The organism is Halovivax limisalsi (assembly GCF_023093535.1).
Lineage (GTDB): Archaea > Halobacteriota > Halobacteria > Halobacteriales > Natrialbaceae > Halovivax > Halovivax limisalsi.
In genome coordinates this window covers 1,996,897-2,011,932 of record NZ_CP095757.1, presented here as the reverse complement: position 1 = coordinate 2,011,932, position 15,036 = coordinate 1,996,897, and the positions used below count along the sequence as shown (strand labels likewise).

Genomic DNA, 15,036 nt, shown 5'->3' with positions numbered 1-15,036 from the left:
TCGCATGCGCGTCGGCATCCTCGGCTGCGGCTACGTCGGACTCGAACTGGGTCGACAACTCCTCGAACGAGGTGACGAGGTCTGGGGCGTCCGCCGGTCTGCAGACGGCCTCGACCGGGTGGAGGCGGCCGGGATTCGGCCGGTGCGGGCGGACGTGACCGATCGCTCGACGCTCGAGGCGGTCCCGGACGTCGACGCCCTGGTCTACGCGGTCAGCAGCGGCGGCCGGGACGCCGCGGCCGCCAGGGAGCGCTACGTCGAGGGGCTCGAAACCGTCCTCGCGGCCGTCGGAGCGCGACCGGATCCGCCGGACCGGCTCGTCTACACGTCCTCGACGGGCGTCTACGGCGATCACGACGGCGACTGGGTCGACGAATCGACGCCGATTCGACCGGCCACGGAGCGGGCGTCGGTGCTCGCGAACGCGGAGGAGATCGTGTTGAACGCGGGCGATCGATGGGGAATCAACGGCACCGTCGCCCGCCTCGCCGGCATCTACGGGCCAGGTCGATACCGGATCGACCGCTATCTCGACGGGCCGGTCCTCGACGGGTATCGGAACACGATCCATCGGGACGACGCGGCCGGCGCCGTCGCCCATCTGCTCGCGACGGACGCCGCGCGCGACGAGGTGGTCCTGGTCGTCGACGACGAACCGGTCTCTCGCTGGGCGTTCGCCGACTGGCTGGCCGAGCGCTGCGGGCGTCCCTCGCCGCCGAAAGAGACGGTCGCGGACCGACTCGCCGGCGACGACCGCTCGGAGCGGGCGCGACGGCGGGTCCGGACGAACAAGCGGTGTTCGAACGACCGACTCGTCTCCCTCGGATACACGTACCGGTATCCGACCTATCGCGAAGGGTATCGGGGCGTCGTCGACGACACCGCGTAGGGGTCGAACGTAGATTTGTGATGGAGTAGAACGGAAATACACCCGACCGGGCCGCCAATCCGGCCCAGCCGCCGAAGGGGAACATTCATGGTCACCGACTTGAACAGTGGGGTATGGTCGTCCGGTTCACCGCGGGACGGGCCGGTGATCCGTCGGGCCAATTGGTGGGTCTGATCGATCGCACGCGGAACGGGCTCGAGGCGGTCGACCCGCTGGTCCTCTCCGCCGCTGTTCTCGCGATGCTCCTCCTCGCAGCCGGGAGCTGGTGGCTGTACCGATGGCTCAACCGCCCGCCCGGGCGACGCCTGCGACGGCTCGTGGCCCGGCAGGACGAAATCGCGGTGCTCATGCACCCGAACCCGGATCCGGACGCGATGGCGTGTGCGATGGGCGTCGCCGCGATCGCGGAGACCGTCGAAACGGACGTGACGCTGCAGTACCCCGGCCAGATCCGTCACCAGGAGAACCGCGCGTTCAGGACGGTGCTCGAACTCGACCTCGATCGGATCGAGACGGCGAGCGAACTCGCCGCCGACACCGTCGTCCTGGTCGATCACAACACCGCACGCGGCTTCACCGGGGCCCGGGACGTCGAACCGATCGCCGTCGTCGATCACCACCCGGGAAACGGCGCCGGGACGGAGTTTACCGACGTGCGCCCGGAGTACGGCGCCGCCTCGACGATCGTCACGGAGTACCTCCGTCAACTCGACGCGACCCTCGAAGCGGCCGTCGACGCGGAGGTATCCGACGGGCTCGTCGTCTCGACCGACCTCGCGACCGGCCTCCTCTACGGGATCCAGTCCGACACCGACCAGTTGACCAAGGGCGCGACGCCCGCGGAGTTCGACGCCTGCGCGTTCCTCTTCGACGGCATCGACGAGGACGATCTCGATCGGATCTCGAACCCGCAGGTCGCGGACGAGGTGTTACAGACGAAGGCGGACGCGATCCGGCAGAAACGGGTCGAGGGGTCGTTCGCCATCTGCGACGTCGGCGAGATCGAGATCGTCGACGCGATTCCGCAGGCTGCGGACGAACTCTTACACCTCGAGGGCGTCACCGCCGTCGTCGTCTACGGCGAGTCGGACGACACCTTGCACCTCTCCGGTCGGTCTCGCGACGACCGCGTCCACATGGGCGAGACGCTCCGCCACGTCGTCGAGGACATTCCCATGGCGTCGGCCGGCGGCCACGCCCGCATGGGCGGCGGCCAGCTCTCGGTCGAGCACATGAACGGTCTCGGGCCGTCCGAAGGTGTGAGCAAGGACGAGTTCGAAGCGCGCCTCTTCCGGGCGCTCTCCGGTGAACGCTGATCGCGGCCGTTCCCGCGCGGTTCGTCCACCCGCCCGAAGGCACACAGGAGGGACGCGGTGACGTGACACGCTCGGGTAATGGAAACGAACGACGAAGGACCGAACCGGACGACGAGGGACCGACGGAACCGAGCGCCGACGGGCGTCGCGCGAGCCTCGCCTCCCGGCCAGCCACGACGAACGAAGATAGTGTGACCCTGAGAACGAACGGCCAGGGTCACGGGCGCACCCGGGAGACGGCAGTCCGGCGCGTCAGCGAATCTCCTTCCACTCGGTGCCACAGTCCGGACACCGACGGATCGTCGTGATGGTGTCCGGATCGTTCTCCGTCTTGAGCGCCTTCTCACACTCCGCGCATGTGACCCGTTCGTACGTATCCTTGACGAGTTCGCCTTCCCGCAGCGCCTTCCGGATGGATTTCATGTTTCGGGCCTACGAAGGACGGGGAGAAAAAGACCCGGGTCGAAACGTGACGGTATCGTCGCCTAACATGTAGTATTCCGGATGGGTTTCGAGGGGGAACAATCACGTACCGTCGGCCGGACGAGGGCAGCGTTCGGTCACCGACACGCGGCGGTCGCCCGAGCCCGGGAATCGACCGCGGGTCACTGCCCGCAGCACCGACGAGCGACCGGAAGGGGCGTTACCGATCCGAACCACCGACGCGCCGTCTGGCGCCGATTCGCAGCGTTTTTCGGAGTGGCGAGCGACGACCGGTCGATGGAGTACGTCCAGGAACGCATCGCGACGCTGCACGACTTCGACGGCCGCGGTCCGCCGGTCGGAACCCAGCGGATCGATTCGGCGGCCGTCGTCGTGCCGATAACCCACCGGGAGTTCGCGAGCCTCGCCGCGGAGCGCGTCTTCTCGACGCTCGAATCGCTCGCGCCTGCGCGCGTGATCGTCCCCGTTCGGGCACCAGCGGATCGGATCGAAGCGATCGACGCCTGGCTCTCGACGTTCGACCTCGAACGAACGACGCTGTGGTGCAACGCGCCGGGGGTCGAGACCCTGCTCGACGACCTCGGCCTCGAAAACGGGTTCGGGAAGGGGCGCGACGTCTGGCTGGCGCTCGGACCCGCCGCGACGGCGGGCGAAACCGTCGTGGTCCACGACGCCGACGCGGAAAATTACGACACGGACCTCGTCTCCAGGCTGCTCGCGCCGCTGTCGATGGGGTACTCGTTCTCGAAGGGGTACTACGCCCGCGTCGAGAACGACCGGCTCTACGGCCGACTCTTCCGACTCTTCTACGCGCCGCTGCTTCGCGCGCTGACCGATCGCCACCGGGCCGACGTGCTCGCGTATCTCGACGCGTTCCGCTACGCGCTCGCCGGCGAGTTCGCGATGACCGCCTCGCTCGCGAGGCAGTTGCGCGCGCCGCGCTCGTGGGGACTCGAAGTGGGGACGCTGGGCGACGCGTTCGATCACGCCGGGTTCGCCGGCAGCGCGCAGGTTGACCTCGGGCGCCACGAGCACGACCATCGCGCCGTCGCCGGCGACACCGGCCTCGAGGGGATGAGTCGGGCGGTCGCGGCGACGCTCTTTCACGTTCTCGAGGACCACGGCATCCACCCCGAGTACGACCTCCTCCGGGGCGCGTACGCCGAACGGGCGGACGAACTCGTCTCGCAGTACCGGGCGGACGCGACGTTCAACGGCCTCGACTACGATCCGGAGCGCGAGCGAGGACAGGTGCGACGGTACGCCGACGCCATCGCGGAACCGGGCCCGGACCGTCGGCTGCCGTCCTGGTCGACGGTCGCGCTGGAGCCGGCGGAGGTGGTCGACGCCGGACGTCCAGAGGCCCCGTGACCAACCGCTCCCGGCTCGGGTCGCGGGACCGAGCCCAACCGATGCCGAGCCGCCCGAACCGCGGACCGACCGTTCCGAATCGACGGCGGCAGGTGTTCCGTTCGCCTCGCCCGGACACAAGAGTCTATACGGTTCGAGACCGACCTGGAGGTATGCCACCGACGGCGAACGAACTGGCCGGCGTCGTCGACCTCTTCGGCGCCCTCACCGACGCGGAACTCGAACGGGCGGTCGCGGAACTGGACGCCCGAGGCGGGCGCGAACCGACCGACGCGGCGGCCCTCGAGGCGGTCGTCGACGACGCTCGCGAGCGGTTCGTCCTCCTCGAGTGCGACCTAGACGGCCAGCCGGGAGTGACCGTGGGCCCGACGGCGTTTCCCGAACGGCCGGCCCACGCGGAGGACCTCCCACACATCCTCGAGATCGAGTACCGCGAGATCGACCCGGAAGCGCTCGAATCGCAGGTCCGCGAACGCTTCGATGCGGCCGTCGAGCGCGCCTGCGAGGAAGGCGACGGTCCGCGGGCGCGCACCCTGCTCGACGTGAGTTACGACCTGGAAGCCTGGGCGCCGCTCGACCTCTCGGGCCGACGATCGCGGCTCGAACCGGTGATCGAGTGAGATGGCGCGGTTCGACCTCGACCCCGTCGCGTCGTTCGATCCGAGCGAGATCGACGATCAGCCGAGCGACGCGGCCGTCGTCGTGCCGATCGTCGCCCGCGGCGACGAGCACGCCCTGCTGGTGACCCGGCGGGCGGAGGACCTCGGCGAACACCCCGGCCAGATGAGTTTTCCGGGCGGCGGCGCCGAGGTGTTCGACGCGTCGCCGCTCGAAACCGCGCTGCGCGAGGCCCACGAGGAGATCGGCCTCGCGCCCGCGGAGGCGGATGTGATCGGTCAGCTCGACGACATTCGCACGATTACCGGCTACGCCGTCACGCCGTTCGTCGCCAGGATCCCGGATCGAACGTACGAACCGGACGATCGGGAGGTCGCCGAGATCGCCGTCCTTCCCCTCCAGGGGTTCCTCGACGAGACGAACTACGAGTACGAGACGCGAACCCACCCGGATGCGGGCGAGGTGCTCGTCCACTACTTCACGATCGACGGCTACACCGTCTGGGGTGCGACCGCGCGCATGCTCGTGCAGCTACTCGAACTCGCCACGCCGTTTCGGCCACCCTCGCTCTCCACGCAGGTGACCCCGAACGCGGGCGAGCCGACGGACGGTTCCGACGGACGGACCGAGTGAGAATCCACGGTGGACAGACGGGATGAACGGCCCGCCGGTCGACCCTCCGTGCCCGTCGATCGATTCCATCTCGGAGCCGTCGCAGGCGCCGACTGTTGCATCCGTCGAACGTCACACTTTAATACGTTCGCGCCGAGGTGAGACGTACATGGTCTCACAGACGATGGATCGAGTTCCGAATCGTTTCTAACCAACCCATCGTCTCGGGGGGTGATCGTCGATGTTGAACGAGCGATCCAGAGGCGTCGCCAGCGCGTGCGACCGCGTGGGCCTCGACGCCATCGCCATCAAGCCGACCGAGAGTGACCTCTCGGCCGTCGACGAGGTACCCGTCGAGACGATCGCGATCGATTACGAGGGCCGGGACGCCTTGCCGGACGCGTCGACCCTGGAGCGACTCGCCGAGCGACACGACGTCCGGACGACGACGCCGGTCCGCGCCGACGGGTTCGACCCGCTCGGCGACGACAGCCTCGTCGACACCCTGCCGTCGGATGTAGGGCGCATCCTCGTCGCCGGCCACCCGGCGTACCTCTCACCGGACGAGCGATCGCGCGCCATCGCGCCGCGCCTCGGCGCGGCGGTCGAGGCCGTCCCGGACGCGTGGGTCGGGACCGAGAGCGTCGAGCGCATCGCGCTGGCGACCGGCGCCGCGCAGTTCGAACTGCTCTCGGGGTCGACCGAGCGGGCCGTACGGGCGCTGCGCGCGGCCGGCTTCGACGGCGAGATAGCGGTCTACGCGCCGACCGTGTTGACGGCCGACGAGGACGCGATCCTGGACGCCGTCGGCGAGTACGTCGCGCGTCGCGGCTCGGTCGCCGCGGACCTGCCGGACGAGGCGCCGACGGACGCCGGCGCGACGGGAGCCGTACGCGAAACGCTCCTCGAGGCGGCGAAGTCGTACGCGCTCGTCGGCGACGTCGCGACCGTCGGCGCCCGCATCGACCGATTTCGGTCGGCGGGCGTCACGACCGTCGTCGGCTATCCCGCGCGCGGGCTGGATCACCTTCTCGAGTGATCGACGGGCGTTTCGCGCGAGCGAGTTATCGGCGACGTCTCCCGTGGTCGGTCGCGAGCCGAGATTCGCCGGTCTCCAACGGCCAATTTCGGCGTCAGAACACCCACACGTAAGTAGGTCCCGTCCGCACCCACGGGTATGCCCGAACTCGCATCGCTGTCGACGACGGGGGCGGCCGACGCGCTCGACGCGGCCGAGGTCGCCGTCTTGCCGACGGGCAGCACCGAACAACACGGCCCGGCGCTCCCGCTGGGGATGGACCACCTCGCCGCCGAGGCGTTCGCCGGCGCGGTCGCGGATCGTCCGGAGACGATCGTCCTGCCGACCATCCCGATCGGCGTCAGCCCGCACCACATGCAGTTCGACGGTTCGCTCACCGTTTCCGACGAGACGTTCGCGACGTTCGTCGAGGAGACGGTGCGGAGTCTCGCCGAACACGACCTGCGAAAGGTCGTACTCGTCAACGGTCACGGGGGGAACGTCGGGGCGCTCGGACGGGCGACGCGCTCGCTGCGCGCTGACGAAGTCGCATACGCCCCGACCTGGAACTGGTGGGACGCCGTCGACGACGTCGCCGAGGAGCTGTTCGACGAGGCGGGCGGGCACGCGGACGCCGCCGAATCGAGCCTCATCTGGCACCTCCACGAGGAACTGGTCGACCCCGAGTCGCTGGAAGACGCCGAGGCCGACGGCGCCGAGGGCTGGGGCGAGACCGTCCACGGCGCCCAGGTCGGCTTCGACACCGTCGACTTTACCGAGAGCGGCGCCGTCGGCGCGCCGACGCAGGCGTCGCCGGAGGCGGGCGAGACCCTCTTCGAGGCCGCGCGCGAGGAACTCGAGGGGCTGCTCGACTGGCTGGCCGAGCGCCCGATGGACGACTGCTGGCAGCGGGCGCACCGATGAGCGAGGACGACCCGCTCCCCGAGGCCGCCGTCGGTCCGGACGCGTTCGTCGACGCGGGCGCCGGTGTCTCGGTCGCGGTGGTCGGCGCCGGCGCCGTGGGCGCGACGTGCGCCTACGATCTCGCCCGCCGCGGCGCGGACGTGACGCTCTACGATCGCGGTTCGGCCGGCTCGGGCTCCAGCGGCCGCGCGGCCGGCGTCTGTTACGACGCGTACGCCGACCCGATCGACGCCGAGATCGGCCGCGAGTCGATCGAGCGATTTCGCGAGCTATCGGGACCCGACACCTTCCCGTTCACCGAGTGTCCGTACGCCTGGCTGGCCCGCGAGGGCGACGACGATATCGTCGACGAGATCGAGGCGAGCGTCGAGCGGATGCAGCAACACGGCATCGTCGCCACCGCGATGGACGCGGACGCGCTCGAGGATCGCTTCGACGCGCTTCGCACCGACGACGTCGCACTCGCCGGCGTCGCCGGAGGCGCCGGGTACACGGATCCGGGACGATACGCCGCCTGTCTGACCGCGGCCGCGACGGGCGCCGGCGCGACGTTTCGCGACGAGACGGCGGTGGACGTCCGTCCGGACGCGCCAGGGGTGACCGAACGCGAGAGCGGCGCGGACGCGACGTTCGACGCCGTCGTCGTCGCCGCCGGCGCCCACTCGAAGTCGCTGCTGGCCGACGCCGGCATCTCGATCGCGATGAAACCCTACCGCGTGCAGGCGCTCGTCGCGGACGCGGGATATTCGGAACCGATGTGCTTCGACGCGAGCGCCGACGTCTACGTGCGGCCGCACCCCGAGGGCCTGCTCGCCGGCGACGGAACCGAGCGCGTCGAGGCCGATCCGGACGACTGGGACGGGGCCGCCTCGCCGGGCTTCGCCGAGTCCGTGCTATCGACCGTCGACCACCGGTTTCCCGATATCGACCCGACAGTCGAGCGCGCCTGGGCGGGCCTGTGCACCGCGACGCCCGACGGCGACCCGCTGGTCGGCGAGGTTGCAGCGGGCGTCTACCTGGCGACGGGCTTTCAGGGTCACGGCTTCATGCGCGCGCCGGCGATCGGCGACCGCCTGGCACAGCAAGTCCTCGGCGACGGCGGCATCGAGGAATTCGACCCCACCCGGTTCGACGGCGACGAACAGTTCGAGATCACGCCCGGTATGTCGATCGAGGACGGCTGAACGAACGCTTCGAAACCCCGTCCGTAGCGGATTGGACGTCCGACCAGCTCCAGCAAACTGCCGCTTCTGTGAGTGGCCGCACCGTCAGTCGTCGATCGGGATCTCCTCACCGACGGCCGAGTCGGGGCGGTCAGCCGGCGAGTCTTTCGGGAGCGTGATGTTGACCGTACCGAGTCGGGACAGGCGCGCTTCGGCGGCCTCGGGATCGACGACCGCGTCGTCGGGGAGGGTGATAGAGCCAGAGAGCGACCGCGTCCGTCCGACGTAATGGCGGGTGAAACCGACAGACTCGCGGAGCGAGCGATCGCTCGAGATGGATATACGACCGTCGACGTACCGGATATCGAGGTCGGCCGCGCGGACGCCGGGCGCGTCAACGACGACGAGGTAACTGGTTTCGTTCTCCAGCAGGTCGGCGTCGAGCGATCGGATCGACTGGAGGGATCGGGCGAGTCGCCCGACCTGACGGTGCAGGTGCTCCCGGCCGCTCTCGAGAAGCGACTGCGGATTCACCCGCGCTCACCCCGAATCCGTGCCCGCCGGAGGGAGATGTTCGCACAGGGAATCGTCCAGGGCATCGGTTACAGGGACGTACGACGAACGCGTTTATACCTCTTGTGATAGTTCTAAAAAATCGTCAGACGTTCCGACCGGTTGCGGCGGGTTTATTTCGCCGGCAGCGTCGTTGCAGGGGTCGAGGCGGTCGATCTCTGACGGCACCGATGGGCTCGATACGAAGCGACGACAGTGCGATCCCGTCCGTCATCGACGGTCACTGGCGTTTCCGTTCGCGGCTCAGAGTTCGATCCGTTCGAGGCAGTCGGTCCCGTCACAAACCGGGCAGGACAGCGCCGAAACGTCGTGATCGTCCGGCCGGTCGTAGGTGTAGTGGTTCTCGAACATGTCGAGGTAGCACGACTCCGCAGTACACCGGATCTCTTCGGTCGATGGCATGCGTGCACGGTGGGCCGGGAAGTCCTTCAACGCTCGGCCAGCGGCGAGGGAGACGACGACCGAAGTGGGCACACCGCTTTCGCCGGTGAGTCAGGGTTTTCACCGTCGGGGCGCAACGAGTGGTATGACCGACCCCGCGTCGCTCTCCGTGACCATCGTCGACGGCTACGTCGACGAGCCGGCCCACTTCGGGGTCCCGCCGTACGTCTCGACGTACCCGCGCTACACCGCCGGCGCGCTCGTCGACGCCGGCGTCCCCGAAGCGGCGATCACCTACCACACCATCGACGGGCTGCGCGACGAGCCCGGTCGCTGGCGGGACGTGGACGAGGCCGACCTCACCATCTACCTGGGCGGGATGACCGTCCCCGGCAAGTACGTCGGCGGGACCCCCGCCGAACCCGACGAGGTTCGCGAGATCGCCTGGACCGCGAGCGGCACCTCCCTGATGGGCGGGCCCGTGAAGTTCGGCGTCGGCGACGCCAACGAGGGCGCCATCGAGACCGAACGCCAGGACCTGGATTTCGACTTCGTCGCGAAAGGCGACGTCGAGGCGGCCGCCCACGACCTCGTGCGAAACGGCCTGGAGGGCTTCGGCGATCGGATGCGCGACGTCCCTGAGGTGAATCGATGGGCACGAAAGGGCGCGTTCGTCGTCGAACAGCACCCGAACCATCCCGACTACCTCATCTGCGAACTCGAGACGTCGCGCGGCTGTGCCTACCGGTGTTCGTTCTGCACGGAGCCGCTCTACGGGGACCCGTCGTTTCGCCCGCCCGAGAGCGTCGTCGACGAGGTCGACGCCCTCGCAGACCGCGGCGTCTCGCACTTTCGGCTGGGCCGACAGGCCGACATCCTCGCGTACGGCGGCGACGGCGAGGCGCCAAATCCCGACGCTCTCCGGGAACTCTACGAGGGAATCCGGTCGGTCGCACCCGACCTCGAGACGCTCCACCTCGACAACATGAACCCGGTCACGATCGCGAAGTGGCCCGAGGCATCCCGCGAGGCGATCCGGACGATCGCCCGGTACAACACGGCGGGCGACACCGCCGCGTTCGGCCTCGAATCGGCCGACCCGGCCGTCCAGAAGGCGAACAACCTCGCGGTCACCACCGATCAGTGTCTCGAGGCGATCCGGATCGTCAACGAGGAAGCCGGCTGGCGACCGGGCGAGGACCCCAGCGATGCGCCGACGCACGGCCGGGACGCGGCGAATCGCCTGCCGAAGCTGCTCCCCGGGATCAATCTCGTCCACGGGCTGCAGGGCGAACGGCCCGAGACGTACGAGCACAACCTCGAGTTCCTCCATCGCGTCCTTGACGAGGGGCTCATGCTCCGGCGGGTCAACATCAGACAGGTGATGGCCTTCGCCGGGACGGAGATGGCCGAGACGGGCGCCGACATCGCGCAGGCGCACAAAGAGCAGTTCAAGCCATACAAGCGCCAGGTGCGAGAGGAGATCGACAATCCGATGCTCCAACGGCTCGCCCCGGCCGGGACGGTGCTCCCGGACGTCCACCTCGAGTACCACCAGGACGGCTACACGTTCGGGCGCCAGCTCGGCACCTATCCGCTGCTGGTCGGGGTTCCCGGCGAGCGGGAACTGGGTCGGACCATCGACGTCGCCGTCGTCGATCACGGCTACCGATCGGTGACCGGCGTGCCCTACCCGCTGGACCTGAACAGTGCCTCGATCGACGAACTCACCGCCATTCCCGGGATCGGCGACTCGCGGGCGGGATCGATCGTGGTGAATCGCCCGTACGACTCGCCGACCGACGTCGCGTCGGTCGACGGGCTCGACCTGTCCGAGTTCGCGACGGTCGAATCGGGGGCGGAATCGAGCGAACACCCGCCGGCCACCTGAGGATCCCGCTCCAGGATTGCGGCCGCTTCCGGAGTGGGCCAGACGCCGGACAGGAAACGGCCGATCGCCACGAGAACGTCGGACTGGCCCGGTCGCGCCCGTCAGATCCGTCGGTAGTTCTATAAGTAATGGACCTGTTGATGCAGGTGAGGATCTGGCTATGGAGATCTCTGATAAGTTGCTGTGTCTGTTCAGTACGGACGTATCCGAAGAGGAAGACCGGTACGTACTCGAGGTACCGAAACACGAAGTCGAAACCGGCGACGTCGATCCGGGCACCGTCTATCGCGTCGCACTCATCGAGCGCTCGAGCGCCGACGGCGGGTCCGAGGGCTCGACCGACGTCTCGCGGTCCCGTCCGAACGAACCGCAGCCCCCCGTCGACGTCGGTGAAACCCGCTACGTCGAGATCGAAGATATCGGCAAGCAAGGTGACGGGATCGCCCGCGTCGAGCGCGGCTACGTCATCATCGTTCCCGGCGCCGAGGTCGGCGAGCGCGTGAAGATCGAGGTCAGCGAGGTCAAGTCGAACTTCGCCGTCGGCGAGATCATCGAAGAGACGTTCTAGATCGGTCGCCCACGCGACGGCGCCGGTCGACTTTTTCGGACCAGGAGCGGGCCGCCCGCGGCGTCGCCTGGTCCCGGCTCAGTCCTCGATCGGCGTCCCGTCGGGGTGTTTGGCCTCCTCGGAGTCGACGACGACCACCCGATCGGTCGCGTCGGCGGGGTCGTACCCCTCCGTCAGGGCGATCGCCTCTTCGAGTTCGCGAACGGCACGTTCTTTCAGCGCGCGGGCGAGCGAGCGCGCCTCCTCGCGGTCGATCGATCGACCCAGTCCCTCGCACTCGTGGGCGCGGACGAGTCCCTCGCGATCGACGGGGTCGCCCATCGGCTGGCTCGTCCCGCCGAGCGCGACGCTGAACGGGTAGGTTCGACAGATCAGCGGGCGGTCGTCGTGGACCCGACAGCCGCCGCCGTCGGCCGCATCGTCGTAGAAGGTACAGTCGCCGCAGCCGTCGGTCTGTAACGCCCACTCGAACGTCTCGCCGACGGTCGTGCCGTCATCGCGCTCGGAGAGGCCGTACGGCATCGGTCGGGCGACGTCGCGCCACTCGGTCGAACTATCGTCGGCGTCCCGCAGGGTTCGGACCTCGTCGGGAAAGATCGTCGCCGTGTGCGGGGAGCCACCGGCATCGTCGGAGTCGATCGTCTCCGACGGGTCCGCTTCGGTGATCTCCGGGCTACTCGCGCGCGATTCGTCGTCGGTCTCGGTATCGCACGATTCGTCGTCGGTCGCTCCGGTTTCGCACGCCTCTGCGTCATGCGTTTCCGTCTCACAAGCCCCCGAACCCCGCGTTCCCGTCCCGCACGCCTCGACTCCTGGATCGGCCCGACAGCACGCGCCGCAGTGGGTACACTCGAACCCGATCGACTCGATCGCGTCCGCCAGCTCCGCGACCGAGAGCGAGCGTGCCTGTTCGAGTTCCGCCTCGAGCGTCGTCACGCGTACGATTCCGGTCGGTACCCGGAAAAGGATCGCGGTGTCGGTACTGACCTACGGCGAGTCGTCGACCGGCCGAGCGCGCTGGCCGTCCCACGCGAGGACGCCGTCGGCGTCGAGTTTTCGCAGGTGGGCTCCGACAGTCTCCCGGGCCAGTTCCTCGACACCCGAGAGGTCTTTCTCGTAGCTCGCCTCGACGATGTCGGCCAACCGCCGATGGCCCGATTCCACCGCCGCGCGCACGCGGTCTTCGCGCTCGAGTCGATGTGACAGCAGGCGCTCGATCGTCCGGGTGGGGTCGTCGATCACCGGGCCGTGACCGGGGTAGAGCGCGGGCGGATCCAGCGCGGCGAGCCGGCGAAGCGATGCGAGGTAGGCACCCATGTCCGCTTCCGGACCGGCAACGGCGACGCTCCCCTCGGCGACGGCACAGTCGCCACAGCAGATCGGTCCCTCCGCACCCAGACCGAGGCCGACGTGATCCGGTGCGTGGCCGGGAAGGGCGTACAGCCTGACCGAGTCGTCACCGAGGGGAATTCGGTCGCCGTCGGCGAACGGTTCGTCGGGTTCGACGCCCGTCGTCCGTTCGAATCGATCCGCGTGCCCCTCAAGCGCCCAGCAGGTGAGGTCGAACTCGTCGACGAGACGGTCGACGGCGCCGACGTGGTCCCGGTGGCCGTGCGTCACCACGAGGTGTTCGGTCCCCCGATCCGCAATCGCGCGTTCGAGCGCCGGGTCGGGGGCCGCCGGATCAACGAGCAGCGCGGGGTCGCGACCGAGCAGATAGGCGTTCGTCCGTCCGCTCGGGACCCGCCCGTCGACAGGAACCGGGTGCCTGCTTCGCTCCATAGCGGAGGCCGTCCGCCCAGCCGCAAGTGGGTAGCGGTTCAGCGCGGTGCTGTCTCGTGGTCCGACTCGAGAGAGAGAGAGAGAGAATCACCGAACGGTGCAGCCGAACCGGTTCCTGACGGTGTTCGTCGAGCGAGGAAAGGTGAGCGGGTGGATGGCGATGGGGGTCGGGTCGACGAAACGTCGCCGAGCGACCTACCGGGTCAGCGAGTATACCTGTTTGCGGGCATCCTGGAAACTGTAGCGGGACTCGACCAGGTCGACTTCTTCGAGGCGATTGAGGGCGTAGCGGACCGTCCGATCGGGCAGGAGCGATTCCTCGACCAGCTGGCCCTGCGAGAGCGGTGAATCGGTTTCGAGTACCTTCGCCACCAGTTTCGCGCTCGGGGGCATCTCGCGCAGACGGTCGCGGTACTCGTCGTCGGTCGTCGGGGGATTGTGTTCGACACTGCCGTCCTCTGACAAGCTCGTGCTCATACGAAAAGGCCGCGCGGGGTGAGTGGTAAACGTTCGCTATATACAGATTCATATTCTGGGTTTAATAATAGGTATATAATGGCATACATATGCCGTCCGCAGGTACCCGTGTGGAGCGGTCGAACCGATTCGACGATCACCCGCGTACTGGCGACCGAGCGCGTCCGGCGAACCGGCTCGCCGGTCGGGCGAGCACCGAAGCGGTCGCGGGCGGTTCGAGTCCAGTATTGTTTTATCCCCCGGAGAGTCTACCAGTGAGTAGCGTGAAAGGACAGGAGTGGTACCAGGCCGACGAGATCGCCGCCGAGTACGACGACAAGCGCTTCTCCCGGGGCGGTCGGCTGATCGACCGGCGGGAGAAGCAAGCCGTCCTCGAGGCGCTCGCGCCGCTCGAAGACAAGACCGTCCTGGAGATCGCCTGCGGGACCGGCCGGTTCACGACGATGCTGGCCGACCAGGGTGCCGACGTCGTCGGGCTCGACATCTCGGCGGCGATGCTCCAGCAGGGCCGCCAGAAGGCCCACGAGGCCGGCGTCGACGAGACCCTCGAGTTCATCCGTGGCGACGCGGCGCGCCTGCCCTTCCCCGACGACCACTTCGACGCCGTCCTCGCGATGCGGTTTTTCCACCTGGCAGACGATCCACAGGCGTTCCTCGGGGAGATGCGTCGCGTCTCTCGGGAGCGAATCGTCTTCGATACCTTCAACCGCTACTCGACGCGGAGCATCTACAACTGGGCGCTCCCGATGGGGTCGCGGCTGTATTCCAAGCGCGAGGTCGAGGCCCTCGCCGAGACGCACGACCTGTCGATCGTCGACTCACAGCACGACTTCGTCCTGCCGTACGGCCTCTACCGGATCACCCCGAACGCCCTGGCCTCGCCGCTTCGGCGAATCGGCGACGTCTTCGACGCGCTCCCGGGCGTGAACAGACTGGCCTCGGTCTCCTTCTGGACGACCAGGATCGACTAGCCGAGCGCAACACTGTGGAGCCGCCCATCCGCGTCGAT

At 68.5% G+C, this 15,036-nt stretch carries 17 protein-coding genes; 11 read left to right on the top strand and 6 right to left on the bottom strand.

Going from position 1 to position 15,036, the window contains the following annotated elements; translation table 11 throughout:
• Positions 1-4: 4 nt before the first annotated feature.
• Both MXA07_RS09220 and MXA07_RS09215 read left to right on the top strand, forming a co-directional pair.
• Complete coding sequence (locus MXA07_RS09220) at positions 5-889, top strand: SDR family oxidoreductase (protein WP_247728312.1); 885 nt, start codon at positions 5-7, stop codon at positions 887-889.
• Between the two features lie 113 nt (positions 890-1,002).
• Positions 1,003-2,205 (top strand): DHH family phosphoesterase, encoded by a 1,203-nt coding sequence (locus MXA07_RS09215; RefSeq protein ID WP_247728311.1) that lies wholly within the window; start codon positions 1,003-1,005, stop codon positions 2,203-2,205.
• 252 nt (positions 2,206-2,457) lie between these two features.
• On the opposite strand, the gene MXA07_RS09210 is transcribed toward MXA07_RS09215, so the two are convergent.
• On the bottom strand, positions 2,458-2,628 hold the full coding sequence (locus tag MXA07_RS09210; protein ID WP_247728310.1) for an HVO_0758 family zinc finger protein: 171 nt from the start codon (positions 2,626-2,628) through the stop codon (positions 2,458-2,460).
• A gap of 297 nt (positions 2,629-2,925) precedes the next feature.
• Here MXA07_RS09210 and MXA07_RS09205 point away from each other — a divergent pair, with 297 nt between their 5' ends.
• From MXA07_RS09205 to MXA07_RS09180, 6 genes are all read left to right on the top strand, one after another.
• Positions 2,926-4,020 (top strand): glycosyltransferase family protein, encoded by a 1,095-nt coding sequence (locus MXA07_RS09205; protein ID WP_247728309.1) that lies wholly within the window; start codon positions 2,926-2,928, stop codon positions 4,018-4,020.
• A gap of 152 nt (positions 4,021-4,172) precedes the next feature.
• Entirely contained in the window at positions 4,173-4,640 is a 468-nt protein-coding gene (locus MXA07_RS09200) for a DUF7109 family protein (protein WP_247728308.1), read from the top strand.
• A 1-nt stretch (position 4,641) separates the two neighbouring features.
• A complete protein-coding gene (locus tag MXA07_RS09195) occupies positions 4,642-5,271 on the top strand; it encodes an NUDIX hydrolase (protein WP_247728307.1) in 630 nt (209 codons plus the stop codon).
• Positions 5,272-5,491: 220 nt separating this feature from the next.
• On the top strand, positions 5,492-6,289 hold the full coding sequence (locus tag MXA07_RS09190) for a DUF7388 family protein (RefSeq protein ID WP_247728306.1): 798 nt from the start codon (positions 5,492-5,494) through the stop codon (positions 6,287-6,289).
• 138 nt (positions 6,290-6,427) lie between these two features.
• A complete protein-coding gene (locus tag MXA07_RS09185) occupies positions 6,428-7,192 on the top strand; it encodes a creatininase family protein (protein WP_247728305.1) in 765 nt (254 codons plus the stop codon).
• Positions 7,189-8,376 carry an NAD(P)/FAD-dependent oxidoreductase gene (locus MXA07_RS09180; RefSeq protein ID WP_247728304.1) on the top strand — a complete coding sequence of 396 codons (1,188 nt, stop codon included), beginning with the start codon at positions 7,189-7,191 and terminating at the stop codon, positions 8,374-8,376. The genes MXA07_RS09185 and MXA07_RS09180 overlap by 4 nt, the downstream gene beginning before the upstream one ends.
• 84 nt (positions 8,377-8,460) lie before the next feature.
• Here the strand turns inward: MXA07_RS09180 and MXA07_RS09175 are convergent, their stop codons facing one another.
• Together MXA07_RS09175 and MXA07_RS09170 are read right to left on the bottom strand one after the other, a co-directional pair.
• Positions 8,461-8,889 (bottom strand): Hsp20/alpha crystallin family protein, encoded by a 429-nt coding sequence (locus MXA07_RS09175; protein WP_247728303.1) that lies wholly within the window; start codon positions 8,887-8,889, stop codon positions 8,461-8,463.
• Positions 8,890-9,171: 282 nt separating this feature from the next.
• Complete coding sequence (locus MXA07_RS09170; protein ID WP_247728302.1) at positions 9,172-9,330, bottom strand: DUF7559 family protein; 159 nt, start codon at positions 9,328-9,330, stop codon at positions 9,172-9,174.
• Between the two features lie 124 nt (positions 9,331-9,454).
• Here MXA07_RS09170 and MXA07_RS09165 point away from each other — a divergent pair, with 124 nt between their 5' ends.
• Positions 9,455-11,200: a radical SAM protein gene (locus MXA07_RS09165; RefSeq protein ID WP_247728301.1), complete on the top strand. Its 1,746-nt coding sequence runs from the start codon at positions 9,455-9,457 to the stop codon at positions 11,198-11,200.
• Between the two features lie 160 nt (positions 11,201-11,360).
• Positions 11,361-11,768 carry a TRAM domain-containing protein gene (locus MXA07_RS09160; protein ID WP_247728300.1) on the top strand — a complete coding sequence of 136 codons (408 nt, stop codon included), beginning with the start codon at positions 11,361-11,363 and terminating at the stop codon, positions 11,766-11,768.
• A gap of 78 nt (positions 11,769-11,846) precedes the next feature.
• Here the strand turns inward: MXA07_RS09160 and MXA07_RS09155 are convergent, their stop codons facing one another.
• From MXA07_RS09155 to MXA07_RS09145, 3 genes are all read right to left on the bottom strand, one after another.
• Complete coding sequence (locus tag MXA07_RS09155) at positions 11,847-12,704, bottom strand: YkgJ family cysteine cluster protein (protein WP_247728299.1); 858 nt, start codon at positions 12,702-12,704, stop codon at positions 11,847-11,849.
• 51 nt (positions 12,705-12,755) lie between these two features.
• Complete coding sequence (locus tag MXA07_RS09150; protein ID WP_247728298.1) at positions 12,756-13,550, bottom strand: MBL fold metallo-hydrolase; 795 nt, start codon at positions 13,548-13,550, stop codon at positions 12,756-12,758.
• A gap of 195 nt (positions 13,551-13,745) precedes the next feature.
• Positions 13,746-14,027, bottom strand: coding sequence for a helix-turn-helix domain-containing protein (locus MXA07_RS09145; RefSeq protein ID WP_247728297.1), 282 nt, complete (start codon positions 14,025-14,027; stop codon positions 13,746-13,748).
• 263 nt (positions 14,028-14,290) lie between these two features.
• Between MXA07_RS09145 and MXA07_RS09140 the strand changes: the two genes are divergently transcribed.
• The gene (locus MXA07_RS09140) at positions 14,291-14,998 is read left to right on the top strand and encodes a class I SAM-dependent methyltransferase (protein WP_247731732.1); all 708 of its coding nucleotides are present in this window, start codon (positions 14,291-14,293) and stop codon (positions 14,996-14,998) included.
• Positions 14,999-15,036 lie beyond the last annotated feature (38 nt).